Origin of the sequence: Winogradskyella litorisediminis, assembly GCF_042675765.1 — a bacterium.
Classification (GTDB): domain Bacteria; phylum Bacteroidota; class Bacteroidia; order Flavobacteriales; family Flavobacteriaceae; genus Winogradskyella; species Winogradskyella litorisediminis.
Genome location: NZ_JBHTJL010000003.1, coordinates 53,959 through 79,974, shown reverse-complemented (window position 1 = coordinate 79,974; position 26,016 = coordinate 53,959). Strand labels below are relative to the sequence as shown.

Sequence of the window (26,016 nt, the reverse complement as noted above, 5' to 3'; positions counted from 1 at the left end):
ACATCTATTAATTGCCTTGATGCGCTTTAACTCTTGGAACTGTCAGTAGTTTTGTTTGCCGCCCATTAACATATCTAAACCCATTTTCTTCCCAAAAGCCTGCTTCTTCTAACATTATTCTAATATCCCGTTTCCACTCTGGTATTTTAACTGTTGTATTTAACTCGATAGCATAAACCGTATTTTCGTGCAACGGATAATCCCCATTTACGGGAATGCCTTCCTGAGAATCCCACATTCCTAATGTTGTACCAGACGAATGGCCATAAGTACCTAATGGATGCGTATATATTGCAGGTCTTAATCCTTCTGATTTTGCTTCATTTAGTGACTCTGCTAAGATTTGGTTTCCAGTTTTTCCTGTTTTAAAATTACTGGTAAAAATATCCTGAACGCGATTACCATCTTTAAGAGCGTTTTGTAAAAATTTAGGAGGCTCAGTTTCATTTGGCTTTAAAACATAAGCTAATTCTTGGCAATCGGTATTGAGTCTTAAATAGGTAATTCCAAAATCGCAATGCAGTAAATCTCCTGGAAGAATTACCATGTCCTCAGGGCGATTTGAAAACGCATACAAGTGATTTCCGAGTTTTTCGGCAGTGCGTTGCACATCTACTGTAGGATGAAACCAAGTTTCTAAGCCGAGAGCTGTCACTTTATCTCGCATCCACCACTCTACATCAGTTGTGGTGGTTACGCCTGGCGTAATCACTTTTTCCGAGAATGCCTTTGCAATAATGTCGTGCGTAATATCCACCAGTTGGTTGTAAATAACCATTTCAGTTTCTGTTCTAGTTTCAATCCAGCCAATGGCTAATTTTTCAGCAGATTTTACTTTATTACTATAGGCGTTTGGCAAATTAGCCATAAACGCTTCGTAATCTGTTTTTACAATGCCATCACAAATATTGAAATTGTCTGAATAATTAAGTCCAATTGATTTTGGTTTTCTTTCTTCAATAATCTGTATTAAACGTTTCCATTGATTGGGTTCTTTTTCTTTATCCCATGCAGAAATTATATTTTCTCCAAAATTATAACGCGCTACAGCTAATTTTTCAATTGTGTTTTGAGCTTTATTCCTATAAAACACTAAAATTGTTCTACGTCTGGCGTTTAACCATGTAGCGGGCAACATCGTTTTAAGCACTGGGTCTTCGTTATATTCTCTAGAAATCAGAATCCACATGTCAAAGCCTGTGTCATCCATTAGCTGTGGTAGTAAGTTATCGAATCTATCCTTTAGAATATTATCTACAACTTCAGCGCGTTGCCGTTCTGGTAAGATTTGCTGGGCATGAAGACCTAAAGTAAAGCAAAAAAGAAATATGTAAATGAATTTCATAATAACTTATTTAAGACTACTAATTTACTTAAATAGACTGCATAAAAAAAGCTTCAATAAAGAAGCCCTTTTTAGAAAGATTATATAATTTATTTTTTTATAAATTTTCTTATAGATGATTTATTATCACCGGAAATTTTTAATAGATAAACTCCCTCATACAGATTACTAACATCGATAGTTGTTTCATTAGTTTCTATAACGAGTTTGCCTAGCAAATCAAATATTTTAACTTCAGATATAATAGAGTTTGAAGAGATATTTAATGTCGAATATACTGGATTTGGATGTACTATTAAATTTGATTCATCTTGAAATAATTCAGTATTCAATGCTATACTATTTTGATAATCATAAAGAGTTCTTTCGTTACCAAAAGAGATATTCTCTCTCATAAGAACTTTATTAAAAAATGGGAAGCTTTGCACCTGATATGTGAGTCCGTCTAAGTCTATAAAAGGATTGTCTATATTACTTATTTGCTCATTATTATCATAGGTATAATCATAAGTCGTAGTTATATTATTAAATGTTATAGCTTCAGTTAAGCGATTTCCAGAAGCACTATAAGTAAATGTCTCTCGTTCGTCTTCAACATATGCGGTTCCATTCCAATCTTCAACAACAGATAAATTAATAAATCCATTGGCATCATATTCTACACGCTCTCTACCACCAAGGGACCATGAGTTGCCTGTCCAATCATCAAAAATTAAGTTTTCTAAACGGTTATTGACATCGTATTCTAAACGGTTTCTTTCTTCATTTACATAAGTTGTGCCATTCCAAAACTGAAAAATTGCTGTATCTAACCTGTTATTTACATAATTAAAAATAAATATCGCATCATTTTCCCAGCTTGTGCCATTCCAATTTTCATCTACTAAATTTTGTATAACACCATTGCTATCATAATTGTAAATGGTACGAAAATCATTTATAAAAGTCTGTGAATTAGAATCATAGCTTTGAAATGTTTCAATAGTATTACTTGTATTGTATGTATAAACATCTCTATTTGTCGGCTCCCAAACATTATTAAAAAAGAATAATTCTGTTCTAGAAATTAGACGACCATTACTATCGTATATATAATTTTCGCCCGAGTTATCTTCCCAAGTGTTTGTCCCAAAATTAAATAATTGGTCTCTAGTGGATAAAAGTTGTTGCCCAAACGAAGAAAATGTTAGACATAAAAAGAGAAATACGATAGTAATTTTTTTCATAATTAAACTGATTTAGAAATATTAGTAAAACTATGGCCAATCAAGGTCTTATTCAATACCCAATAGTAGGTATATTGCATAAAAAAAGAGTTCCGTGATGGAACTCTTTTTTATTATCTAAAATGACTATTAGCCTTGGGAAGCTTCGCGTTTAGCCTTTTTTTCTTCTCTAATTTCTTTAAAACGCTCCATTGCCGAACCGAATACCCAATAAGGAATTACAAAAGTTAAAAGGAATATCATTAACCAAAATCCAATTGTAAGAATGGTTAAGAATGCTAAAAATCCTAAATACTGGTCAAATTCGAACATAAGTGTTGTTTTTAATTTTTATGCATTGCAAAGATAAAACCAAAATATGTGTTTTACAATAGCAAATATTAGTTTTATTAACAGAAAATGAACATTTCTATAATGCCTTAATTAATAACTCTGCCGTTGCAGGATTTGTGGCTAATGGAATATCATGAACATCGCATAAACGCATTAGCATTAAAATGTCTGGCTCATGCGGATGCTTATCCAGTGGGTCTCTAAAAAATAATACCATTTTGCATTGGCCTTCGGCAACACGCGCTGCAATTTGCGCATCGCCACCAAGTGGACCAGACAACAATGCTTCAACCTCTAAACCAGCATCCCTAACACGTTTTCCTGTTGTACCTGTTGAAACTAAGGTTACATTTTTTTGCTGTAAAATTTCAATGTGCTTATTTAAAAACTGAACCATTTCAGCTTTTTTTCCATCGTGTGCAATTAAGGCAATTTCCATTTTAAAGATTATTAACGTGGTAGTCTACTAAACCTTCAATTGGTCTGCGCACAAAATTTCCGACTTTATAACCGTATTCTTCGGCAACTTCTTTAATTTCTTTTTTAGCAAAAAATGCTATCGATCCTGCAAAATGAACCGGAACAGATTTTAATTCGTCCTTAAATTGAAGAATCATATTTTCTGAAAACACGCGAATGCCTTGTTTAATCACCTCAAGAATGTATTCAGAATCTTTATTTAAAAACATAAATTCTGCATGGCTTGCCAAGTACGCACTTGGATTTGCTTGTTTGTACAGATTGTATTTTATAAAATCAGCTTCAAGATTGTGCTTATGTGCAAATGCTAGCTTAATAGTTTCTGGCATTTTATTAAAATAGTAATCGCGTATCAATTGCTTACCAAAATAATTGCCGCTGGCGTCATCCATAAGCGTGTATCCAAGACTATCTACACGTTGATGTAATTGCTTACCATCAAAATAACTACAGTTAGAACCCGTTCCTAGTATACAAACTACAGCTGCTTCATCTGTTGTATTTATTGTTGCTCTCACGGCAGCGTAAGTATCTTCTCTTACTTCAACTAATGCATTTGGAAAATTTAATTGAAGTATATTTTTAAGTAATTGTCTTGGTTTCTCGGTGCCGCAACCTGCACCATAAAAGAAAATATGAGTGACTTCGGAAGCTATTTTTTTGAGTGCTTTTTTCTTGCTTATTATCTTATTGAGCTTTTTTTCTTCAATAATAGCAGGGTTTAGGCCTTTAGTTCTTATTTTTTCTGCAGCTTGTTGTCCGTTTTTATCAATTGCAATCCAATCGCATTTGGTAGAGCCACCGTCGGTAATTAAAATCATAATCTTGAATTTAAACAAAAATTCCGCAGAATATTAAAAAAACATTACTACGGAATTTTAAAATTTTAATATTTAAAAATTAAAGTGAATTAATTTTTTGTGCTAAATCAACTAATTTGTTTGAATAACCAAACTCATTATCGTACCAAGATACCAATTTGAAGAATTTTGAATTAAGCTCAATTGCAGAATCCGCGTCAAAAACACTAGTTTGTACTTCACTCACAAAATCTTGAGATACTACAGCATCTTCAGTATATCCCATAACACCTTTCATGCTACCTTCTGATACTTTTTTAACAGCTGCCTTAATTTCTTCTAAAGACGTTTCTTTTTTAGTACGAACAGTTAAATCAACTACAGAAACATCTACAGTTGGTACTCTAAATGCCATACCTGTTAACTTTCCGTCTAATTCTGGAATTACTTTACCTACAGCTTTTGCTGCACCAGTTGAAGTTGGAATAATATTATTCAATGCCGAACGTCCTAATCGGTAATTTTTTCTAGACGGTGCATCTACTGTAAATTGTGTAGATGTTGCAGCGTGTATTGTTGTCATTAATGCTTCTTCAATACCAAAATTATCTTCAATTACTTTAGCTAAAGGCGCTAAGCAATTGGTTGTACAAGATGCGTTAGACACAATTACATCACTAGATTGTAAAGTGTCATCATTAACTCCCATAACAAACATTGGAGCATCTTTACTAGGTGCAGAAATAACTACTTTTTTTGCACCTCCATCGATATGGTATTGCGCTGTTTCTAAAGTTGTAAAAATACCTGTACACTCAGCTACAACGTCTGCTCCAGCTTCGTTCCATTTCAAATTTTTTGGGTCGCGCTCTGCAGTAACTCTAATGGTTTTACCATCTACAACTAAATTTCCATCTTTTACTTCAATTGTTCCGTCAAAACGTCCGTGAACGGAATCGTATTTTAATAAATATGCTAGGTGATCAACATCCAATAAATCGTTAATTGCTACAACGTCTACATCATTTCTCTTTACAGTAGCTCTAAAAACGATTCTTCCTATTCTTCCAAAACCGTTAATTCCTAATTTTAAATTTGCCATTTTATCTTCTTTTTTTAATTGTATTAAACTGTTAGTATATCTGAAACTCTAATAAGTTCCATATTTATTTTTGATTTTCCTTTTACGGCTTGGTCAAATGGCGTTAAATTCATAACGTCATTTTTAAGACCAACCATATAATTACTTTTTCCATCAAGTAAAGATTCTACAGCTTTAACACCCATTCGGCTTGCTAAAACTCTATCAAAACATGATGGCGAACCGCCACGCTGCATGTGTCCTAATACAGAAACACGTACTTCATATTCTGTTTTATTTTCTTCAACATAATCTGCCAATTCAAAAACATTTTTGCCGATTCGGTCACCTTCTGCTACTACAACAATGCTCGATGATTTACCTGATTTTTTACTTCGTCTTAAAGATTCTAAAAGTCTATCTAAACCTAAATCTTCTTCAGGAATAAGAATTTCTTCTGCTCCAGCGCCAACGCCAACATTAAGCGCTATATGCCCAACATCTCGACCCATTACTTCAATAAAAAATAAACGGTTATGAGAACTTGCGGTATCTCTAATTTTATCTATAGCTTCAACAGCTGTATTTAGTGCGGTATCGTAACCCAAAGTGTGCGTTGTGCCATAAATATCATTATCAATAGTACCAGGTATTCCCATAACTGGAAAATTAAATTCTTGATTGAAAATCATAGCACCAGTAAAACTTCCATCACCACCTATAACTACCAACGCATCAATACCTGCTTTAATTAATTGCTCATGTGCTTTTTTTCGACCTTCGACAGTTCTAAATTCTTTAGATCTTGCAGATTTTAAAATTGTACCGCCTTTGTTAATGATACCTTTTACACTTCGGGCATCCATTTCTACAAAATCGCCTTCAATCATTCCTTCATAACCTCGGTAAATTCCGAAACATTGAATATTATGATAGGCACATGCTCTTACAACAGCACGCACAGCTGCATTCATGCCTGGAGAATCTCCACCAGACGTAAAAACACCAATTTTTTTAATCGTTTTTTGCATTTATAATTTTGTTTACAGTAAAATTATGAAACAGAGAACACAATAATATAACTAAAATCATAAAAAAAAGATGCTAAAAGCATCTCAAACGTTATAGTTAATAAATATTTATGCTATCTATTGAAAATTCAGCAAATTTTACCTGATTAATTTTGTTTTTTCTTAATAGAAATGAATTCTGGAGTTACGTCTTCATTTTCTTTTTTCTCCATCGGCTTTTCTGTTTTTTCGTCTTTTTCTTTTTTTGAGAAGATTTTACGTATCAGCTCTTTAAAATTATCGAACTCGACATTATAAGTTAAACCTATACCTTGTGTAAAACCAATTCGGTCTCCAAAATTCTGAATATTATTTTCTCTGTTGAAAACCGTTGCACGTAGCGTTCCGTCTTCATTTAACAACCAATCAATTTGTACATTACCAGTAATGGTTGTTTGCCTAGCGCCACCAAACGGGACACCTACTTTTCCGTTGATAAGCACTTTTTCAGACAATTTGGTTTGAAGCGTAACACCTACTCTATTTTCAGTATCGAAATTAGCATTGTTTTGTGCTAAATCTAAATCTACACCAACCTTAAAGTTTTCGCTACCATCTCCAAAAATACTTCCTATAATACCATTTAATCTTTCTGAAATTGTACCAGAGACATTTACATCTGCTATACCACCAGCAAAACCACCAGTTGCCAACAAGTATAATGCTTGGTTGTCTCTATCTTCTTTTGATGACAATCTATAATCTAATTCTGATTTTATGGTTGAACCTACTGTTGGAAACTCAAATCTAAAATCGGGTTCTGGACGTTCTAACTTTCCTGTTAAATTAATTTCGAGATTTACAGGAATTGACCTATTAATTGGTGCGTCTAATAATACTGATGGATTTGTAGTTGTACGGTAAAGCGCTTTAAGATTAATTTCTGCTCCTAATGGGTCACCTGACCAAACTAAACTTCCGCCTGGAGCTACTGTAAATTTTTTCTCTGCCAAACCGCGGTATTTAAAATTATATAGTCCTTCATAGATGGCAAAATCACCAAACATTTCAAACTTACCATTTGTATTTATAAAAATACCAAGAATTCCTTCTCCTCGCCCACGAATTGTACTTCCAGAATTTTTATCGATTACAATTTCTATAAGAGCTTCTGGGGTTACGTTAAGGTCAAATTCGAGATTGAGACCTTTAATTTCGGTTTGCAAATTTGCTTCACCTTTAGCTCGTTTAACTTTTTCTTCTGGACTTAAAAACTTAATATAAGAATTGTCACCAAAACTTTCAGAATCATTTAATGGTATATAAAATTCGGTATCGTCTTCGGTTGTTCCATCAACACGTATGGTTAAGTTATCTGTATATCCAAAAATATCTGCTTTTCCTGAAATAAATCCTGTACCGTAAAATGGTTGGTCTTCTGACTCTTCTGTATCTAACACTAGTAAGCGTTGGGTTACTAAATCTAAATCTAGTTTCCAGTCGCTAAAATTATTGTGGTCAATTGTTCCGTCAATGGTACCTTTTGAAAAATATTTTGTGTCTGTTATGGCTACTTTATTAAACCTAAAACGTTGTTCTTTAAGCGTAACGCGTGAGTCAAAATCAAAATTTAAATCTACATTGAGATAAGGTATTTTTAAACCTGCTTTATCTAAAAGCAACTCACCGTCAATACTCGGATTTTTTAAGCTTCCGCTAACCAGCACGTCTCCAGAAACTAAACCTCTTATATTGCTTATAACACCTTCGCCTAAAGGACTTAATGGATCTAGTGGAAAATCTTCAAACATAACATCTAAATCGATGTTAGGATTAGTGTTACTAACATCTATACTTCCTTTTGCGTCTAAAGATTTTATATTGTCATTTTTAAGACTTAAATCTACATTATAAGCCGTTAAAGAATTATTCCCTTTTACTACAGCTTTTAAGTCTCCTAAATCATAATCGTTGACTTTTAATTGATTAATAACAACGTCAGATTTTGGCAAATATGTACCGTTTTCTTGAAATAAATTAAGTTTACCATTAACGCGTCCACCGAGAGCTAAACTATCAATACGAGGCGTTATTTTGTTAAGCTGTACATTATTGAAATCTAAGTTTAAGTTTTTATAAGTCGAATCTCTTAAAACACCTGCTAACAAAATTTCTTCATCATCCTGATTAATTTTTATATCATCCAGAGTAAAATTTCGAAATTCTTTATCAAACTCAATCGTATTTCTTCTGTTTTTTTCTTCATTTATAAACCAATCAAATCCTTTAAATTTAAATTTTGATTTATTAAAACCAACGACAGAATTGTTAGCCTCATTAATGGTGTAAAAAAAGCTTAAATCGTAATTATCTACTTGCTGTTCTCCGCCTTTAAATTCAGTTTTTACAAACAGCGTATCTCGTCTGGTAACATTAATAAGATTAAAATCTGAAATGTTATATATGCTAGAGTCAAAATCTTCAATTTGAATAAAAGTGTTATAAACCGGATTACTATTGTCTATCTCTAAATCTACGTTTGTCGCAATGTACTTTTTGTAAGAAATCTGCGGAGACTGAAACTCCAAATCAAACCCTTTTGAATCGCTTTCTATGCGGCCTTTAATACGAGTATTTGGAGCGAGTTTTAAATCTTTATCAATAATCTCAGCAATTTGATTATAAATAATGAAATTGAAATCTAAATACTGATTTTCTGAAATCTCGTAAGGCTTGTAATTGGTATAAATGCTACCTAAAGCATTTTCGCCAAGTTTTAAAACTTCTTCAAATTTAAACTTACCTTGAACTTGACCGCTAATTATATCCTCTGAGTTGGCTTTAATAGTTCTAACATCGCCATCAAAACTAGATATTATGGAGAAATCCTTAAACTCATAAAGCTGGTCTTGATTTTTATAGGTAGTATTTTTAATATCAATTTTCCCAACAAGGTTATTAATTGTAGAACCTGTCACTGCAAGATTAACCAAACCTTTAAATTCTGAAATGTCGTCTCTGGTTATAAAATTTAGTGCTCTAAGATTAGCGTAAGTCACATCTGCTGTAAAATCAAATTTTCGTTCTGCCTCAGAGAAATCCGCTAAACCATTAAAATCTAAAGTAACATTTGGGTCTTTTGCTGTTAACTCTCCATTAAATATATTTTTACCAACATCTCCAGAAACTACAATGTTTGTGTATTTGTAATTGTTGTATTCTAAATAATCGATAGTTCCTTTTACGTTAGTTTCTAGATTTTCTAATTTAAAACTAGAACCTTCAACGTCTAAATTTAGTGAGGTGTTTTGCACTAATGGGTCATTGAGTAATTTGCCTATGTTGAAATCTTCTAGGATAATATTTCCTACGTAATTTGCATCATCAATATCATTAATATTTGTAAGTTTTAAATCTGATTTTGCAACACCAATATCCGTTGTAATATTTAAGTCTGCCTCAACTATTTTATTAGTGATTAAAGAAGTACCGCTCATTCTAAAATTACCAACTTTTGCTAATATAGAAGGCACAGAATTACCTAAAATATTTGGCATTAAAGCGGTTAAATCATTGTAATTAGAAGATAAACTCCTATAATTACCTTCTATAGCAAAGCCGGTGGTTGAACTATCAAAAATATTTTTAAAATTAACATCACCAAAAATTCGTGTGTTGCGTGTAGTACTGATTTTTAAATCCTTAGCCAGTAAGTTATTTAAAGTTCCTGATAACGAAACATCTAAATCGGCACGTTGATTACGACCAAATTCGTCATAAAAGGCATTAAGCTCACTGAGTTGAATGTAAGATTCTTTAAAATCTGCTGTGATGTTAACTTTATCTACAAAATTTTTCAGGTCTTCACGTTTATAATCAAACCTAAGATTTCCTACCAAATTAGACGCTTCGGTTTTAATATTTAGTTGATTAAAACTCATATGGTCAAGCGCATACTCAAAATTTGCCATTAAATTTTCAACAGCAACACCACGAGAATCTTTAAATCTAAATTTATTGAAACGCGCTTTTACTTCTGGACCATTTATTAAAAAATTTGTGGCGTTAGCATATAAATCTGTAAACTCTATAATTTTTGGCGTTTCTCTGTTTTCATCTATTAATCGAAATGCACCGTTATAAATAGAAATATCACTAGATGAAAGAAGAAATTGGCTAGGTCCTTGTCTAGGGTTATCGTCTTCAAACTTATCTACAAAAATATCTAGATTGGTATCTGTTGCATCCTTGTATGTTTTTAAATTAAAAACAAAATCTTGTACATCAATATCACCAAAAGTTAATTTACCATTCATTAAATTACTTACACTTAATATAGATGTATTTAATTCTGTGATTCTAAAAAGTGTGTCTAATTTGTAATCTTTTATAAGAATTTCTTTCAATTCAACATCACCATTAAATTGAAGACCAACCTTACCAATATTAATATTTGTTTTGTAATCTTCGTTAATACGATTGGTGGCATACTTACCGAGTTTGGTCTGAACTGCCGGAATAGAAAGTATCAATACCAAAATAATGAACAGCAAAAGGAAAATCCCTAGAATTTTAGCTAATATTTTGAGTGCTTTTTTGATACTGTTCTTAGATTATTAGATGCGTATAAAACCTTTATATTTGCACTTTGTTGTACGTTTTGTTTAAGGTTTTTAGACTTAGTCTTCAAAATTAACAATTATTGTGCCCAATTACAGTCAATGACAAAAGAAAATATATACATTTTAGCAATTGAGTCGTCTTGTGATGATACATCGGCTGCAGTACTATGTAATGACCGCATTCTCAGCAATGTTGTGGCTAGCCAAAAAATACATAAAGAATATGGTGGCGTTGTACCAGAGTTGGCCTCAAGAGCGCATCAAAGTAATATTGTACCTGTCGTAGACCAAGCTATTAAACAAGCAAAAATCAATAAAGAACAGCTGCATGCTATTGCCTTTACACGCGGTCCAGGTTTAATGGGTTCGCTTTTAGTTGGTACTTCCTTTGCTAAATCCTTAGCTTTTGGTTTAGATATTCCTTTAATTGATGTAAACCACATGCAAGGACACATTCTAGCACATTTTATTGATGAAGATGGTTATAAAAAACCAAAGTTTCCATTTTTGGCAATGACCATTTCTGGCGGACATACGCAAATTGTCAAAGTGACAAATTATTTTGAAATGAAAGTTATCGGCGAAACTATCGATGATGCCGTTGGTGAAGCTTATGACAAAAGCGGAAAAATACTTGGATTAGGATATCCTGCTGGCCCACAAATAGATAAATTGGCTCAAACTGGAAACCCGAAAGCTTTCAAATTTACCAAACCAAAAGTTGTTGGTCTAAACTTTAGCTTTTCAGGATTAAAAACAGGGATATTATATTTTGTTCAACGCGAAGTGAAAAAAAATCCAAATTTTGTTGAAGAAAATCTGGCAGACATTTGTGCGTCTATTCAATATACAATCATCGGGATTTTAATGGATAAACTGAAACTTGCTGTAAAACAAACCGGTATTAAACAAATTGCTATTGGCGGTGGCGTTTCTGCAAATTCTGGCATTAGAGCCGCTTTAAAAAATGGAGAGCAAAAATTTGGATGGACAACCTACATCCCAAAATTTGAATACACCACAGACAACGCCGCAATGATTGCTATTGTTGGGTATTTGAAGTATTTGGAAAACGATTTTTCGGGTTTTGATGTTATGGCTACTGCGAGATTGAAGATTTAATGATGAAGCAGATTTTGAAATTACGAGCTCATGTTTGGTTCTTTATAATTGCGATTTATCAATTAGTTTCTAGCTTGTTAAGTTTTATTATTTTTCAAGGTTCTATTGTAGATTTTAATGTTTATGATACATATTTCATTATTTCAAATTTCTATGTATCAATTGTACTGAGTATAATTTTTGCCTTGATTGGATTAATTCATTATGGATTTTTCAAATTTAACATTCCACTTATTAAATGGCTAACCATATTTTATAGTTTTATAATCATAGGTGCTATTTTATTTTATGAATTATTTTTTACCTATAAATTAAATATAAATTCTGAAAGTACTGCTTATGATAATTCTGAAAATTTGACTCTTTTAATTCTTATTCTGATTTCAGTTTTCGCTTTCGCACAAATTCTATTTATATTTAACCTTATAATCAGTTCAGTGTTACATTATAAAAAAAGGCACAACAATTGATTAGTTCGTTATTATAACATACTAAACTTTATGAATTTCGCATACCTATTCATATTTCTCTTCTCAATTACCGCATTTTCTCAGCGAGACTACAAATCCATGCTAGAAAGAGTAAACTCTGAAAGTCAAGCCAAAATATTTATAAAACGTTTTCAAGCTGATGTAAATGGAGAAATTATATCTCTTAATCCTTCAGATATTCTTTACAAAAATTTAAAACTTTCTGAGGCGCCTATTGGTGATACAAAGGTTGAAAATTCCATTGCAGGAAAAATTACCTATAAAGTTTTAGACAAATCAAAAAGTAAGTCAAGCAAATACAGAGCTAGTATTATGGAATTTGATAGTAATAAATTGCCCATTTCAGAAATTAACTCCTTACGAGCTTTTATTTTACAAGGCTTAAAAAACAAAGAACATAAATTCGAAAATTTAGCACGTGTGTATTCATCTCATCCTACAGCAAAAACAGGAGGCGATTTAGGATGGACAGCGCAAGGCACGTTTTCTTCACGATTTGAGAAGGCAATTGCTGATAAAAGCGTAGGACAAGCTTTTAGTTTTGATGAACATCGAAAAAAAAAGCATTACATTATTGTTAAAACAGAAGAAAATAAAACGATGGAAACCGTAAAAATCCTTAAAGTTACAGAGATTAAATAATGCAATTATTTTACAATCCAAATATTTCTGAAAACGACACTACCATCAATTTTGATAAAGATGAAAGTCGGCATATAATAAAAGTTTTACGCAAATCTGTTGACGATATTTTACATATTACCAATGGAAATGGCTGGTTATTTACTGCAAAACTAATTACAGCCGAGCAAAAGCATTGCATAGCAGCAATTGTTGATAAAAAGCATCACGCACCTAGAAATTACAAATTACATTTAGCAGTAGCACCTACAAAAATGAATGACCGTTTTGAATGGTTTTTAGAAAAAGCTACCGAAATAGGTATTGAAACCATTACACCAATTCTCTGTGACCATAGCGAACGCAAATTCATAAAATCAGAGCGTTTTGAAAAGATTTTGCAATCAGCAATGAAACAATCGCTTCAGTTTTATTTACCAGAATTAAAGCCATTAACAACTTTTAAAGATTTTATTTCTCAAGAATTTATTGGACAAAAATTCATAGCACATTGCGAAGAAACCGACAGAAAAAGCCTAAAATCTCAAATTAAACCTCATACAGATATTACAATTTTAATTGGCCCGGAAGGTGATTTCTCAGAAAATGAAATAATAACTGCAATTGCTTCTGGTTTTATTCCTGTAACGTTGGGGGAAACTCGCTTAAGAACTGAAACTGCGGCAATTGCAGCTTGTCATTCTGTCGTGTTTTCTAACGAATAATTACAAGCTTTTTAAAAAACATTGGTAAGTGCATCCATTTTTCTGTAGAAAATTTAAGTTGCAATTTGTATCCATTTTATTTGACAAACTTTATAAATATAAAAGCTAACAATATTAACAATCTAAATTGTGTTAATACCTAAATTAATAAAGGATTCTTTTGCTAAATTTGAAATATGAAAAATAGTCTGTTACATATAAAATCAATTATAACTACGGCCTGTTTCATTGCTGGTTTTACAGTATTTGCGCAGGATGTTGCTGTTGTAAAATATGATGGTGGTGGAGATTGGTATAGTAACCCAACCGCATTACCAAATTTGGTGAAATTTTGTAACGATAATATTGAAACCAATATTAACGAAAGTATTGAAACGGTTGAAGCTGGAAGTATTGATATTTTTCAATATCCGTTTTTGCACATGACAGGTCATGGCAACGTGTTTTTTAGCGAAGATGATGCAGAAAACTTGAGAAAATACTTGTTATCAGGTGGGTTTCTTCATATTGATGATAATTACGGGATGGAACCTTTTATTAAAAAAGAACTAAAAAAAGTGTTTCCGAATAAAGATTTAGTAGAAATTCCCAAAACGCATCCTATTTTTAATGTGGCTTACGAGTTCCCAAATGGTTTGCCAAAAATACACGAACATGATGCCAAAGCGCCTCAAGCGTTAGGAATTTTTCACGAAAACAGATTGGTACTTTTATTCACTTTTGAAAGCGATTTAGGTGACGGTTGGGAAGACCAAGAAGTGCACAATGACCCAGAAGATGTTAGACTTAAAGCCTTAAAAATGGGCGCAAATATCATGAAATATGTTTTTGTAAATTAGAGGTATAAATAATAAAAAAATGAGACTTAAAATAGTTGCTATCATGTTGACTTTGGCTTTTACATTTCAAACTATGGCTTCTATAAATTGGCACACTTATAACATTGGTGGTGTAGAAGTACATGCTTTTAGTTGCTTAAAGACATTAGATGCTGATAAAACTCACCTATCTTATTATTGTAAAAGTCTACGTTAATCTTGCAACTCAACCACTATAATTCAAATTTTCAAAAGAAAACTTTTCCTATTACAATTGTTTGTGATAATGTCAATAATGCACCAAATATTGGTAGCTTATTCCGTATTGCTGATGCTTTTGGAGTCGAAGAGCTCATTTTCTGTGGTAAAGACATTCCGCTTGGTAAACGTATGAAACGGACATCGCGTTCTACTGAAAAATACGTTAAATATCATCTTGAAGAAAATACAACAAAAACCATAAACGATTTAAAATCTAATGGTTATAAAATTATTGCCTTAGAAATTACTGAGAACAGTACTGCTTTAAGCAAATTAAAAATTGAAAATTCGTCACCAATTGCTTTACTTATTGGCCACGAAAATTTTGGTATTTCGCAAGAGGTCTTGAGTCTTTGTGATGAGACAATTCATATAAATATGTACGGCGAAAATAGTAGTATGAATGTAGTCCAGGCCATTAGTATCGCCCTATACGAGGTGACAAATCAATTAAGTTAATCTCAAAACTTAAGCAGTTAAAAGCGTATAAAATTGCTATCAAAACAATTACTATATTGCAACACAGCCAATTAATGTTTAAATGATAAAAGCCAGAAAACAAACCAAAAGTAACTTACAGACTTTAGCTGTTTTGTTAGGAATTTTTATACTTCTATTTATTCTTTACAAGATAAGAATTCTACTTCTTTTTACATTTATAGCTGGTGTTTTAACGCTTATATGTAGACCGTTAGTAAACATGGCTAAAAACTATTTAAAATTATCAAATTCTTTATCAGCTGTATTAGCTCTTTTGTTAATGATATCTTTTGTAGTTTTAATGGTTTGGACGTTTTTTCCTATTGTAATTGAACACGGAAAAACAATATCAGAAATTGATTTTAATAGTGTAAAAACTGATTTAAATGAACTTAACATCCAAGCTAGTGAGTATTTAGGTGTAGATAAAATTAATTTCGTTGAAGCTATAAAAGAGACAGATACAATTCAGAATCTTAATTCTGAATCTTTTTCAAATGTAACTGAAACTATATTTGATAATTTTGTAAACTTTATAATTGGTTCGTTTGCCGTTTTATTTATATCATTCTTTTTACTTAGAGATAAAAAATTAATTCCAAATGCAGTTACAGCTTTTGCAGACAGAGGCAAAGAACAAAGATTTCTTTTGGTATTGCATAAATCTAGACACTTATTAACACGGTATTTTGTTGGTGTTACAATACAAACCTTACTTGTAGCAATTTTGTATTTAATACTGTTACTTTCTATGGGAATAAAAAATGCTTTAGCAATTGCAATTGTATGCGCGTTTTTAAACATTATACCCTATTTAGGGCCTTTAATAAGTGGGGTTTTTATAATTCTAATTGTTGTTTCGACAAACTTAGCTGCAAATTTTTCTACAGACTTATTGCCTAAATTTATAATAATTTTTATTGGTGTATCTATAATTCAGCTTATGGACAATCTGTTTTTTCAACCAGTAATATTCGGACAAAGCGTTAAGTCTCATCCTCTAGAAATATTTATGGTTATTTTTATGGGTGGTCTTCTTTTAGGAATACCAGGAATGATTTTGGCAGTACCAGTTTATACAACTTTAAAAGTCGTTTCTAAAGAATTTTTATCAGAGTATAAAATCGTAAAACACCTCACAAAAAATATGTAATTGCAAAAATTTCATTGCCTATTTTTTATAAATTGAATACAGCTATAAGACTATATTTGCGCCCTTGAATATATTTCAGCATCTTTGATAAACTAAATTTCAATCAATGACATCTAAAATTATTTCAAACGGTATTTTAAAAGCAGTTGGTGTTATTGTTGGTATTTGCGTACTGCTTTTTTTTCTATATAAAATTCAATCTGTAATAATCTATTTATTAATAGCAGGATTTTTATCTCTTGTGGGTAGACCTATTATGCGATTTTTAAAATTAAGGTTAAAATTGAATGAAACTTTAGCGGTCATTATTACAATGCTTGTTTTTGTACTTATTATTTTTGGCGTTATTGGCTTATTTATCCCTTTAGTTTTAGAGCAAAGCGAAAATTTACAACTCTTAGATATAGAACTTTTACAATCTAATATTGAAACTATTTACAACGAGGTTGTTAAAAATTTAGGGCTTACACCTTCAGATGTTGAGACAAAAATTAAGGATTCTAAATACATGTCTCAGTTAAATTTTGACTTTATTCCTGCAATCTTAAATTCAATTATTACTGGATTAGGTTCATTTTCAATCGGACTTTTTTCTGTATTATTTATTTTATTTTTCTTTTTAAAAGACAACAGGTTATTTACAAAATCTATAATTACGCTTTTCCCAAAATCAGAAGATGGACGACTTAAACGCTCTTTCGCAAAAATTAAAGATTTATTGTCGCGATATTTTTCAGGCTTAATTTTACAAATACTAATTCTTTTTACTATCTACTCTATTACGCTTGTTATTTTCGGAATAGAAAACGCATTAGTCATTGCAACACTTTGTGCATTACTTAATATTATTCCTTACGTAGGACCAGTAATTAGTTCAATATTAATCGTTTTACTCACTATAAGTAGTAATATTGGCGAAGATTTTTTAAACGTTATACTTCCAAAAACAATCTATGTAATTATTGGTTTTGTTATAGCCCAATTGGTAGATAATTTTTTCAGCCAACCTATTATTTTTGCTAAAAGTGTAAAGTCTCATCCGCTTGAAATTTTTCTAGTTATCATAATTTTTGGATTGTTATTTGGTATACCTGGGCTCATTGTGGCCATTCCAATTTACACAGCAATTAAGGTTATTGCAAAAGAATTTTTTAATGAATATCGGGTTGTAAAAAAATTAACTGAAAATTTATAATCGTGCAGTTTAATAAAGCGGTTTTAACAGATGAAGTTCAGGATTTTATTTCTTCTAATTTAAAATCAGACATTTCTAAATTATTATTAAAAGGAATAGATTTTGAAGGGATTAGCGTACAAGAAATTGTAGAACAAATTGAAGCCAAAAAACGGTCGGAAAAGAAATTGCCGACTTGGTTTAATGCTGAAAACATCTACTTTCCGAACAAGTTAAATATTGAACAAACGTCTTCTGAAGCCACAGCAAATTACAAAGCTAACTTAGTTTCAGGCAAATCTCTTATTGACCTTACTGGCGGTTTTGGTATAGATGCCTTTTATTTTTCAAAACATTTTGAAAAAATTACACATTGCGAAATTAATGCAGAGCTTTCTAAAATTGTAAAACACAATTACCAACAATTAAAAGCTGATAATATTGATTGTTTAAATGAAAATGGTATAGACGCTTTAAAAAGAATCGATAAACAATTCAACTGGATTTATATTGACCCATCGCGGCGAGATGACGCCAAACAAAAAGTGTTTCTATTATCTGATTGTACGCCAAATATTAAAACATTTCAAGGTTTATTTTTGAAATATGCTGAAAATGTAATGGTCAAGACTTCGCCATTACTAGATTTAAAAGCAACGTTAACAGATTTAAATCACGTCAAAGAAATTCATATAGTAGCCCTGAATAACGAAGTAAAAGAGCTACTCTGGATTTTAAAGCGAAATTATGAAGGCGAAACTCTTGTAAAAACTGTAAATCTTCAGAAAGAAACTAACCAATCTTTCGACTTTAATATAGATGAAGAACCCGAATGTAAAGCCGAATATAGCTTGCCACTCGCCTATTTGTACGAGCCGAATGTTTCGGTTTTAAAAGCTGGAGCTTTTAATGTAATTAGTACAGAGTTGAATATTCCTAAATTGCATCAACACTCGCATTTATACACTTCTGATAGTTTAGTTGAGTTTCCCGGAAGACGCTTTAAGATTGAAAAACAAATACCTTTCAACAAGAAAGCTTTCTCTAAAGAAAAAATCTCAAAAGCTAACGTCACCACACGTAATTTTCCTTTATCCGTTGGAGATATCCGAAAAAAACTAAAAATTAAAGATGGTGGAAATATCTATTTGTTTTACACTACAAACATAAAGGATGAAAAGATAATTTTAGTCTGTTCTAAAATTTAACTATTGATTCATCCGTAAACGCATAGCAAACCGAATCCTTAGGTTGACTCGCAGTATTTAAACCGGTAAACAAGCTAAAAGCAGGTAATATTATTTGATCAGCGCTGATTTGATAACAAGGTAATTTTAATTTTTGCTTGCCTTTTCCTTTGATTAAAACACCTGGATGTGTGTGTCCAGAAATGGTAAAAACTTCTGAATGGCATTTTAAATGTTCGTGAACTAAGGTGAAAGGTTCTAAATTCAATTCTTTTTCAACTTCAATTTGTAAATCAGTCATTAATTTTTTAGACTGTCTGTCGTGATTGCCTTTTATTAAAACCAATTTTAAATCTTCAAACTGACTCAACCACTTTTTAAACGTTGTCATGTCAACATTGGTTTCGGCATGAAACAAATCGCCAACAATCAATAGAGTTTTCGCCTTAAAATGAAGTATAAGTTTCTGTAAACGTTCTAAATCTTTTTGAAGAATATCATCTGGCACGGGAATACCATTTCGTCTAAAATGAGCTGTTTTTCCAATATGAATGTCAGAAAGTATCAACGCATTTTCGCGTTGCCAATAGATGGCACGGTGATTTGTTAAAGTTAAAACCTCGTTATTAATGGTGATATTTTCGGTGATAATTTTCAATTGCAATCGTAGTCTTCTGAATGCAAATTTATAAACCTTTTGGAGCTAAATCATAATAACCCAAGTTAAAATCTAATCAATCTTTAACGCTTGCTCTTTTATACGCTGAATACGTTTATCCAAACTCTCATTACTCATAGTACCACGCAAACTATCAACCTTCAGTGGAAAACTTAACGGTGTAAATGACTTGGCACGTTTTACAACGATTTTACTTTTAGAAATACGCTCAAAAGCTTTTTGCAATCGCGCTTCTTCTAATTGCTGATTAAAAACTTCGGTATACGCCTGACGTAATAATAAATTATCAGGTTCGTAATCTTCTAAGACTCTAAAAATTAATCCCGAAGACGATTGCAAACTCTTATTATTTTTACGAACTCCTGGCTGACTTTGCACCACCAAACCTGCAATAACGGCAATATCTCTAAACTTTCGAGATGCCATTTCTGAAGCGTTAATACTTGCAATAACATCATCCATTAAGTTTTCTTTTGATAACAACTGTTCTACATTATCTTCTGAAATAGGGATTGGTTGGTCACTCAACAATTCAAAACCATAGTCATTCATGGCAATGGTAAATGTCAATGGCTTTAATTTACTAATTCTATACGCCATTAAAGCAGAAAATACTTCGTGTACCAAACGTCCTTCAAAAGGATACATAAATAAGTGATGTCCATCTCGTGTTTCAATCAGTTCTACTAAGAATTCATCTGCTTTTGGAATGTGTGAATGTGCGTCTTGACGAGAAATTAACGGATTTAAAAATCTTAGTTCTTTTTCTAATCTTCCAGGTTCCAACGCATCAGATAATTTCTCACGCATATAATGACTTAAATGTGATGTTAGCGGCAATCTTCCACCAAGCCAACTTGGTGTAACAGCTTTTTTGGCTTTGCTCCTACGAACTAAAACCGTCATATCTTTTATTTGCTGAAGTTCTAATATTCTTCCTGCTAAAATAAAACTGTCACCAGGTTTTAATTTTGAAATAAAAAACTCTTCAATCATACCAATATAACCGCCAGAAAAGAACTTTACCATGAGCATCACCTCACTGACGATAGCTCCAATATTCATGCGATGTAACATGCTTACACGACGGCTTTTTACTTTATATAAGCCGTCTTCATCTTGAATAACTTTATGAAATTCCTCATAGTTATTCAGCGTTTTTCCACCTTTGGTAATAAACTGTAAACACCATTGCCAATCATCTTCTGTGATATAATGAAAAGCATGAACTTGCTGAATTCTTTTAAATAATTCTTCAGCATCAAAACCTTCACCAACGGCAAGTGTGACCATAAACTGAACTAAAGTATCGTAAGTGAGAACCATTGGGTCACGAGACTCAATTTGCTTTTCTTTTACCGCTTCTTTTAATGCTGAAACTTCAACCAATTCTAAAGAATGCGTTGGTACAAAATAAATTTTAGAACGCTCGTAAGGCGAATGACCGCTTCGTCCAGCACGTTGCATAAAACGTGCAACGCCTTTTACCGAACCAATTTGAATCACACAATCTACTGGTTTAAAATCAACGCCTAAATCAAGTGACGATGTACAAACCACAGCTTTTAAATATCCTGAAGCAATATTATCTTCAATCCAATTCCGAAGCTTTTTATCTATAGAACCATGGTGAATGGCGATTAATCCTGCTAAATCCGGTTGTGCGGTTAATAATAGTTGATACCATAATTCCGATTGTCCTCGTGTGTTTGTAAATATTAAAGTCGTTGTGTTATTAGCTATAATGGGCAAAATTTTGTCTACCATTTTAGCACCCAGATGTCCTGCCCAAGGCAATACTTCAATTTCATCAGGTAAGACTGAAATGATATCAATTTTCTTCTTTTCGGAAGCTTTTATTTGCGTGACTTTGAGATTCTTATATGGTAAAAGCACCTGCTTAGCTTCCTCCAAATTACCTATTGTAGCTGTAATTCCCCAAATTTGAAGTTTTGGTGAATAATGTCGCAGTTGAGAAATCGCCAATTCTGTCAATACGCCGCGCTTATTTCCTAATAATTCATGCCACTCGTCAATAGCAACACATTTTACATTTTTAAACCAACGCGAATTTTTCTTCTGAGAAAACAACAAATGCATTGTTTCTGGAGTCGTAAGCATTACGTCTGGCATAAGACGTTCCTGTTGACGACGCACTTTTGTTGGCGTATCACCGTTTCTGACTTGTACCGACCAATCGAGGCCAATTTCTTCAACAGCCTCGCTCATAGCTTTTGCCAAGTCTTTTGCTAAAGAACGTAATGGACTAATCCACAGTAATTTGAGACCTTTGGGATATTTCTCAGGTTGATTAAGATAATCGATAACAACGGCAAGAAAAACGGAGAACGTTTTACCAAAACCAGTTGGCGCCACCACCATACCTGAATAGCCATTGGCATAACGCTGCCACGTTTGCATCTGAAACGTAAAAGGTGCGTTACCTTTTTCTGCCATCCAATTATTGATGATGCGTAAACCCTCGCTATCTCTAAAGTTGCTCAAAACGCTGTGATTAATTCTTTAACGGATTCTATAGTGTCTATCTCTTCGACAGGCTTATCTTTTCGCCACCGTGCAATTCTTGGAAAACGCAAAGCCACGCCAGATTTGTGACGTTTGCTGAGCGCGATACCCTCAAAAGCAATTTCAAAAACCAACTCAGGTTTTACAGTACGTACTGGGCCGAATTTTTCAATGGCGTTTTTGTTGACCCATTTAGAGATTTCGGTAATCTCTTTATCGGTTAAACCAGAATACGCTTTAGCTACCGTAACTAAGGCATCATCTTTTTTAACAGCAAATGTATAATCTGTGTATTTACTACTTCGGCGACCGCTACCTTTTTGGGCGTAAATCATGACGGCATCAATCGTTAATGGGTCCACTTTCCATTTCCACCAATCGCCTTTTTTTCGACCTGTATGATATGGAGAAGCCTTTTGTTTTAGCATTAAACCTTCACTATTTACGCTTCGAGAATTTTCTCTAATCGCATGCAACTCTTCCCATTTTTTAAATTGAACTATGTGTGACAGCTTCATATGACTTGGCAATGCAACCAAACCAAAAAGTAGTTCTAATACTTGTCGTCTTTCAGCAAATGGCTTTTCACGAATATCCTCACCATTATATTCTAACAAGTCGTAAGCATAAAACCCGATAGGTACTTCTTCTAGTAATTTTTTTGTAACATTTTTTCGATTTAAGCGTTTTTGCAAATCGTTGAATAAAAGAACAGCGCTGTCTTTTATGGCTAATATTTCACCATCAATAACAAAATCATCTTGAAAGTTCGACATCGCTTCTACCAACTCTGGAAACTGCTGTGTGACCAATTCTTCACCACGAGACCAAATAAAAATTTCATCATTTCGCTTTACAATTTGCCCACGAATGCCATCCCATTTTTGCTCAACAATCCAATCATTCGGTTCTCCTAGTTCTGTAATATCTTTTTCCAAAGCATAAGCCAAACAAAATGGATACGGTTTGGAGTTATCGTAATTAATATGCTTACCAAGAATTAAATCTTCAAATGAAATTTTATCAACTTCCCAATTCCCTATAATACTATGCATTAATTGGTTAGCATCAATGCCTGTTAGCTTTGCTAAGGCATTTACCAAAGTCTTTTTTGAAACACCAATACGAAAACTTCCACCTATTAATTTATTAAAAATTAAACGTTCTTGTTGATTTAATCCTGACCATGCTTGAAGAACAAACTCTTTTTTTTCTTCATCTGATTTTGGTTTTAGCTGTTTCAGTTCTGTCATCCATTCGCTCAAAGTAATATCAATATGATGCGTAGAATTTGGCAATAATAAGGCAATCGTTTCGCCCAAATCTCCAACAGTACTGTAGCTTTCTAAAAATAACCACTCTGGCAATTCTGTAATCTCCATACACCATTGCTTCATCAATGCAGTTTTTACAGGACGAGAAGGCCTTTTACCAGTAAATAAAGCAATCAGCCATAATTTGTCTTTTTCTGGCGCCGTGCGGAAATATTCAACCAAAGCATCAATCTTAGCATTTGTTTTATTGGTAATTTCTATAGCAGAAATAAGTTTAGAAAACTGCTTCATTCGGTTTCGATTTTTTCAGTTTCCTTTTCAGCCTGTGCTAAGGCTTCATCACCATATTCTGTTTTAAGCTCGTAAGCTTCAATGCCTATTTCGTTTAAGTATTTTGAAAATGTAGCTTGTGAGCCATGTGTAACGTAAACGCGCTCAGCTTCTGTAGCTTTTACGGCTGAGATTAAGCCATTCCAATCGGCATGGTCACTAACTACAAAACCTGCATCAACAGCTTGCCAGCGCTTATTACCTCTAATTTGCATCCAACCAGAGCATAGTGCTGTCGCCACATTTGGAACGCGCTTTAACATGCGCGAACCTAATAAAGCTGGCGGTGCAATTATAATTTTATTCTGAAGCTCTTTTTTATCTAAGTCGGCAGACCAAAGTTTGGTTTCAGGCAAGTCTATACCTGAACCAGAAATAGCATTATTTAAATTATGAATGGCTCTATGTACATAAACGTCATCACAGCCGTCTAAAAGCGACATCAATCGTTGGGCTTTACCCAAAGAATAACCAAAAAATACAGAGGTTCTATTATTAGCTTGATTGGTTGTTACCCACGATTGCAGTTCTGTTTGAAGCTCTTCTTCAGTTTTCCAATTATAAATCGGTAGCCCAAACGTGCTTTCTGTAATAAAAGTATGGCACTTAATAGGCTCAAATGGTGTGCTAATAAAATCGGGTTGGGTTTTATAATCACCCGAAAAAACTACGACGTAACCTTTGTATTCTAAACGAATTTGCGCCGAACCAATGACGTGACCGGCAGGATGAAAACTTACAGATACGTCATTAATTTTTAAAACTTCGTTAAACGGAATACTTTGAATATTGATGTCTGCTCCTAAACGATGTTGAAGAATAGCTTTAGAGTCGTTTGTACATAAATAGCGTTTCATTCCCCAACGCGCGTGGTCTGCATGTCCATGAGAAATAATTGCGTAATCTACTGGATACCATGGGTCGAGGTAGAATCTACCCTTTGGACAATAAATACCTTTATTAGTAAACTTAAGTAGTTGATTTTTTTCTAGCATAACATTACGAAGTTATTTAAAAATATTCTTTGAAATGTTACAAAATGAATTTAAAGATTAACTGAAAAGGCTTAAAACAAAAAAGTCCTACCTTAAAGGTAAGACTTTTTGTGAGCCCTGAAGGATTCGAACCTTCGACCGCCTCCTTAGAAGGGAGGTGCTCTATCCAGCTGAGCTAAGAGCCCTTAACACTATTCATTATTTTAAGAGTCGAATAAAAAACTCTATACATTTGTTTAAAATTAATTCTTAAAATGCTGATAAACAAATTTAAGAAATTTCAATATAATTTTAAACTTTGTCGGGGTGGCAGGATTCGAACCTGCGACCTCCGCGTCCCAAACGCGGCGCGATAACCGGGCTACGCTACACCCCGAAATGGTTATCTATAAATATGTTGCGGAGAGACAGGGACTCGAACCCTGGCGACAGTTACCCGTCGACAGATTAGCAATCTGCTCCATTACCACTCTGGCACCTCTCCAATACAATAAATTAAGAACTTTGCTTAAAATTGCGGATGCAAATGTAGCTTTTCATATTAAAGAACGCAACAATTTTTTTGAGTTTTTTTATATAAAATCTAATCTTCTGATTCTTAAATATTAATTCAGCTTTCCTGTTTTGTAAAGTACAAATAATAACAAAATAGGTATTGCCAATAAACCTACATAGAGCAAATCTGTTTGTAACAAAGAGGGCTGCATAAGTAGTGTAATAATATAACCACCGATAGCTCCACCAAAATGTGCATCGTGACCAATGTTTCCAATGCGTTTTTTCATTCCATATATAGAATATAGTAAATAACCAATACCAAATACATAACCAGGAATTGGTATTGGTACAAAGAACATATATAAGCTCATATTTGGGTCTAGCAAAATAGCAGAATACAAAACTCCAGTTACTGCTCCACTTGCTCCTATAGCAGAATACCAATTTTCATCTTTATGAAAATACAAAGACAATAGGTTGCCAAACAATAAACTAGCAACGTAAATGACAATAAAATTAAAATTGCCTAAAGGCAGAATAACTGAATTTGCAAAAAAATAAAGTGTAAACATATTGAATAATAGATGTGTTGTATCTGCATGCAAAAATCCAGAGCTAAACATTCTAATTTGCTCTCCACGTTTAATGCTCCCAACATTAAATTTAAATTGTTCAAAAAACAAACGGTCGCTAAAGCCTTTAAAAGAAACTATCACATTTGCAGCGATAACAATTATAGCAACTAAACTTAAATTAAGCATATCCTCTTTATTTTACTTCAAATA

21 protein-coding genes and 3 tRNA genes are annotated in these 26,016 nt (G+C 32.8%); 8 read left to right on the top strand and 16 right to left on the bottom strand.

Annotation, left to right across the window (positions count from 1 at the left end):
• Positions 1 to 7: 7 nt before the first annotated feature.
• From ACFQ1Q_RS00445 to ACFQ1Q_RS00410, 8 genes are all read right to left on the bottom strand, one after another.
• Positions 8 to 1,345 (bottom strand): M24 family metallopeptidase, encoded by a 1,338-nt coding sequence (locus ACFQ1Q_RS00445; RefSeq protein ID WP_386126842.1) that lies wholly within the window; start codon positions 1,343 to 1,345, stop codon positions 8 to 10.
• An 89-nt stretch (positions 1,346 to 1,434) separates the two neighbouring features.
• Entirely contained in the window at positions 1,435 to 2,571 is a 1,137-nt protein-coding gene (locus tag ACFQ1Q_RS00440; RefSeq protein WP_386126840.1) for a T9SS type A sorting domain-containing protein, read from the bottom strand.
• 129 nt (positions 2,572 to 2,700) lie between these two features.
• Complete coding sequence (locus ACFQ1Q_RS00435; protein ID WP_386126838.1) at positions 2,701 to 2,883, bottom strand: hypothetical protein; 183 nt, start codon at positions 2,881 to 2,883, stop codon at positions 2,701 to 2,703.
• A gap of 97 nt (positions 2,884 to 2,980) precedes the next feature.
• Entirely contained in the window at positions 2,981 to 3,343 is a 363-nt protein-coding gene (locus ACFQ1Q_RS00430; protein WP_386126836.1) for a methylglyoxal synthase, read from the bottom strand.
• A gap of 1 nt (position 3,344) precedes the next feature.
• Positions 3,345 to 4,205, bottom strand: coding sequence for an N-acetylglucosamine kinase (locus ACFQ1Q_RS00425; protein ID WP_386126834.1), 861 nt, complete (start codon positions 4,203 to 4,205; stop codon positions 3,345 to 3,347).
• Positions 4,206 to 4,284: 79 nt separating this feature from the next.
• A complete protein-coding gene (gene gap / locus ACFQ1Q_RS00420; RefSeq protein WP_386126832.1) occupies positions 4,285 to 5,286 on the bottom strand; it encodes a type I glyceraldehyde-3-phosphate dehydrogenase in 1,002 nt (333 codons plus the stop codon).
• Positions 5,287 to 5,309: 23 nt separating this feature from the next.
• Positions 5,310 to 6,296, bottom strand: a complete 987-nt coding sequence (gene pfkA / locus ACFQ1Q_RS00415; RefSeq protein WP_386126830.1) for a 6-phosphofructokinase — start codon at positions 6,294 to 6,296, stop codon at positions 5,310 to 5,312.
• Between the two features lie 146 nt (positions 6,297 to 6,442).
• Positions 6,443 to 10,807, bottom strand: a complete 4,365-nt coding sequence (locus ACFQ1Q_RS00410; RefSeq protein WP_386126828.1) for a translocation/assembly module TamB domain-containing protein — start codon at positions 10,805 to 10,807, stop codon at positions 6,443 to 6,445.
• Positions 10,808 to 10,996: 189 nt separating this feature from the next.
• Between ACFQ1Q_RS00410 and tsaD the strand changes: the two genes are divergently transcribed.
• The 8 genes from tsaD to ACFQ1Q_RS00370 all read left to right on the top strand — a co-directional run bounded on the left by tsaD (position 10,997) and on the right by ACFQ1Q_RS00370 (position 18,950).
• The gene (gene tsaD / locus ACFQ1Q_RS00405) at positions 10,997 to 12,019 is read left to right on the top strand and encodes a tRNA (adenosine(37)-N6)-threonylcarbamoyltransferase complex transferase subunit TsaD (RefSeq protein WP_386126826.1); all 1,023 of its coding nucleotides are present in this window, start codon (positions 10,997 to 10,999) and stop codon (positions 12,017 to 12,019) included.
• A gap of 500 nt (positions 12,020 to 12,519) precedes the next feature.
• Positions 12,520 to 13,152, top strand: a complete 633-nt coding sequence (locus ACFQ1Q_RS00400; RefSeq protein ID WP_386126824.1) for a peptidylprolyl isomerase — start codon at positions 12,520 to 12,522, stop codon at positions 13,150 to 13,152.
• Entirely contained in the window at positions 13,152 to 13,856 is a 705-nt protein-coding gene (locus tag ACFQ1Q_RS00395) for a 16S rRNA (uracil(1498)-N(3))-methyltransferase (protein ID WP_386126822.1), read from the top strand. Before ACFQ1Q_RS00400 ends, ACFQ1Q_RS00395 begins: the two co-directional genes overlap by 1 nt.
• A 176-nt stretch (positions 13,857 to 14,032) precedes the next feature.
• Entirely contained in the window at positions 14,033 to 14,695 is a 663-nt protein-coding gene (locus ACFQ1Q_RS00390; protein WP_386126820.1) for a DUF4159 domain-containing protein, read from the top strand.
• A 198-nt stretch (positions 14,696 to 14,893) separates the two neighbouring features.
• On the top strand, positions 14,894 to 15,394 hold the full coding sequence (locus ACFQ1Q_RS00385; RefSeq protein WP_386126818.1) for a TrmH family RNA methyltransferase: 501 nt from the start codon (positions 14,894 to 14,896) through the stop codon (positions 15,392 to 15,394).
• 82 nt (positions 15,395 to 15,476) lie between these two features.
• Positions 15,477 to 16,568, top strand: a complete 1,092-nt coding sequence (locus tag ACFQ1Q_RS00380) for an AI-2E family transporter (RefSeq protein ID WP_386126816.1) — start codon at positions 15,477 to 15,479, stop codon at positions 16,566 to 16,568.
• Positions 16,569 to 16,674: 106 nt separating this feature from the next.
• Positions 16,675 to 17,763 (top strand): AI-2E family transporter, encoded by a 1,089-nt coding sequence (locus ACFQ1Q_RS00375; protein ID WP_386126814.1) that lies wholly within the window; start codon positions 16,675 to 16,677, stop codon positions 17,761 to 17,763.
• Between the two features lie 2 nt (positions 17,764 to 17,765).
• Positions 17,766 to 18,950 (top strand): THUMP-like domain-containing protein, encoded by a 1,185-nt coding sequence (locus ACFQ1Q_RS00370; RefSeq protein WP_386126812.1) that lies wholly within the window; start codon positions 17,766 to 17,768, stop codon positions 18,948 to 18,950.
• Here the strand turns inward: ACFQ1Q_RS00370 and pdeM are convergent.
• The 8 genes from pdeM to ACFQ1Q_RS00330 form a co-directional block, all read right to left on the bottom strand.
• Positions 18,940 to 19,587 (bottom strand): ligase-associated DNA damage response endonuclease PdeM, encoded by a 648-nt coding sequence (gene pdeM, locus ACFQ1Q_RS00365; protein WP_386126810.1) that lies wholly within the window; start codon positions 19,585 to 19,587, stop codon positions 18,940 to 18,942. The genes ACFQ1Q_RS00370 and pdeM overlap by 11 nt on opposite strands.
• A gap of 72 nt (positions 19,588 to 19,659) precedes the next feature.
• Positions 19,660 to 22,113 carry a ligase-associated DNA damage response DEXH box helicase gene (locus ACFQ1Q_RS00360; protein ID WP_386126808.1) on the bottom strand — a complete coding sequence of 818 codons (2,454 nt, stop codon included), beginning with the start codon at positions 22,111 to 22,113 and terminating at the stop codon, positions 19,660 to 19,662.
• Positions 22,110 to 23,699 carry an ATP-dependent DNA ligase gene (locus tag ACFQ1Q_RS00355; protein ID WP_386126806.1) on the bottom strand — a complete coding sequence of 530 codons (1,590 nt, stop codon included), beginning with the start codon at positions 23,697 to 23,699 and terminating at the stop codon, positions 22,110 to 22,112. Before ACFQ1Q_RS00355 ends, ACFQ1Q_RS00360 begins: the two co-directional genes overlap by 4 nt.
• On the bottom strand, positions 23,696 to 24,733 hold the full coding sequence (locus ACFQ1Q_RS00350) for a ligase-associated DNA damage response exonuclease (protein WP_386126804.1): 1,038 nt from the start codon (positions 24,731 to 24,733) through the stop codon (positions 23,696 to 23,698). The genes ACFQ1Q_RS00355 and ACFQ1Q_RS00350 overlap by 4 nt, the downstream gene beginning before the upstream one ends.
• Before the next feature lie 111 nt (positions 24,734 to 24,844).
• Positions 24,845 to 24,918, bottom strand: a tRNA-Arg gene (locus ACFQ1Q_RS00345).
• Between the two features lie 116 nt (positions 24,919 to 25,034).
• Positions 25,035 to 25,109 (bottom strand) — tRNA-Pro (locus ACFQ1Q_RS00340).
• A 24-nt stretch (positions 25,110 to 25,133) separates the two neighbouring features.
• Positions 25,134 to 25,217 (bottom strand) — tRNA-Ser (locus ACFQ1Q_RS00335).
• Positions 25,218 to 25,338: 121 nt separating this feature from the next.
• The gene (locus ACFQ1Q_RS00330) at positions 25,339 to 25,992 is read right to left on the bottom strand and encodes a rhomboid family intramembrane serine protease (protein ID WP_386126802.1); all 654 of its coding nucleotides are present in this window, start codon (positions 25,990 to 25,992) and stop codon (positions 25,339 to 25,341) included.
• Positions 25,993 to 26,016 lie beyond the last annotated feature (24 nt).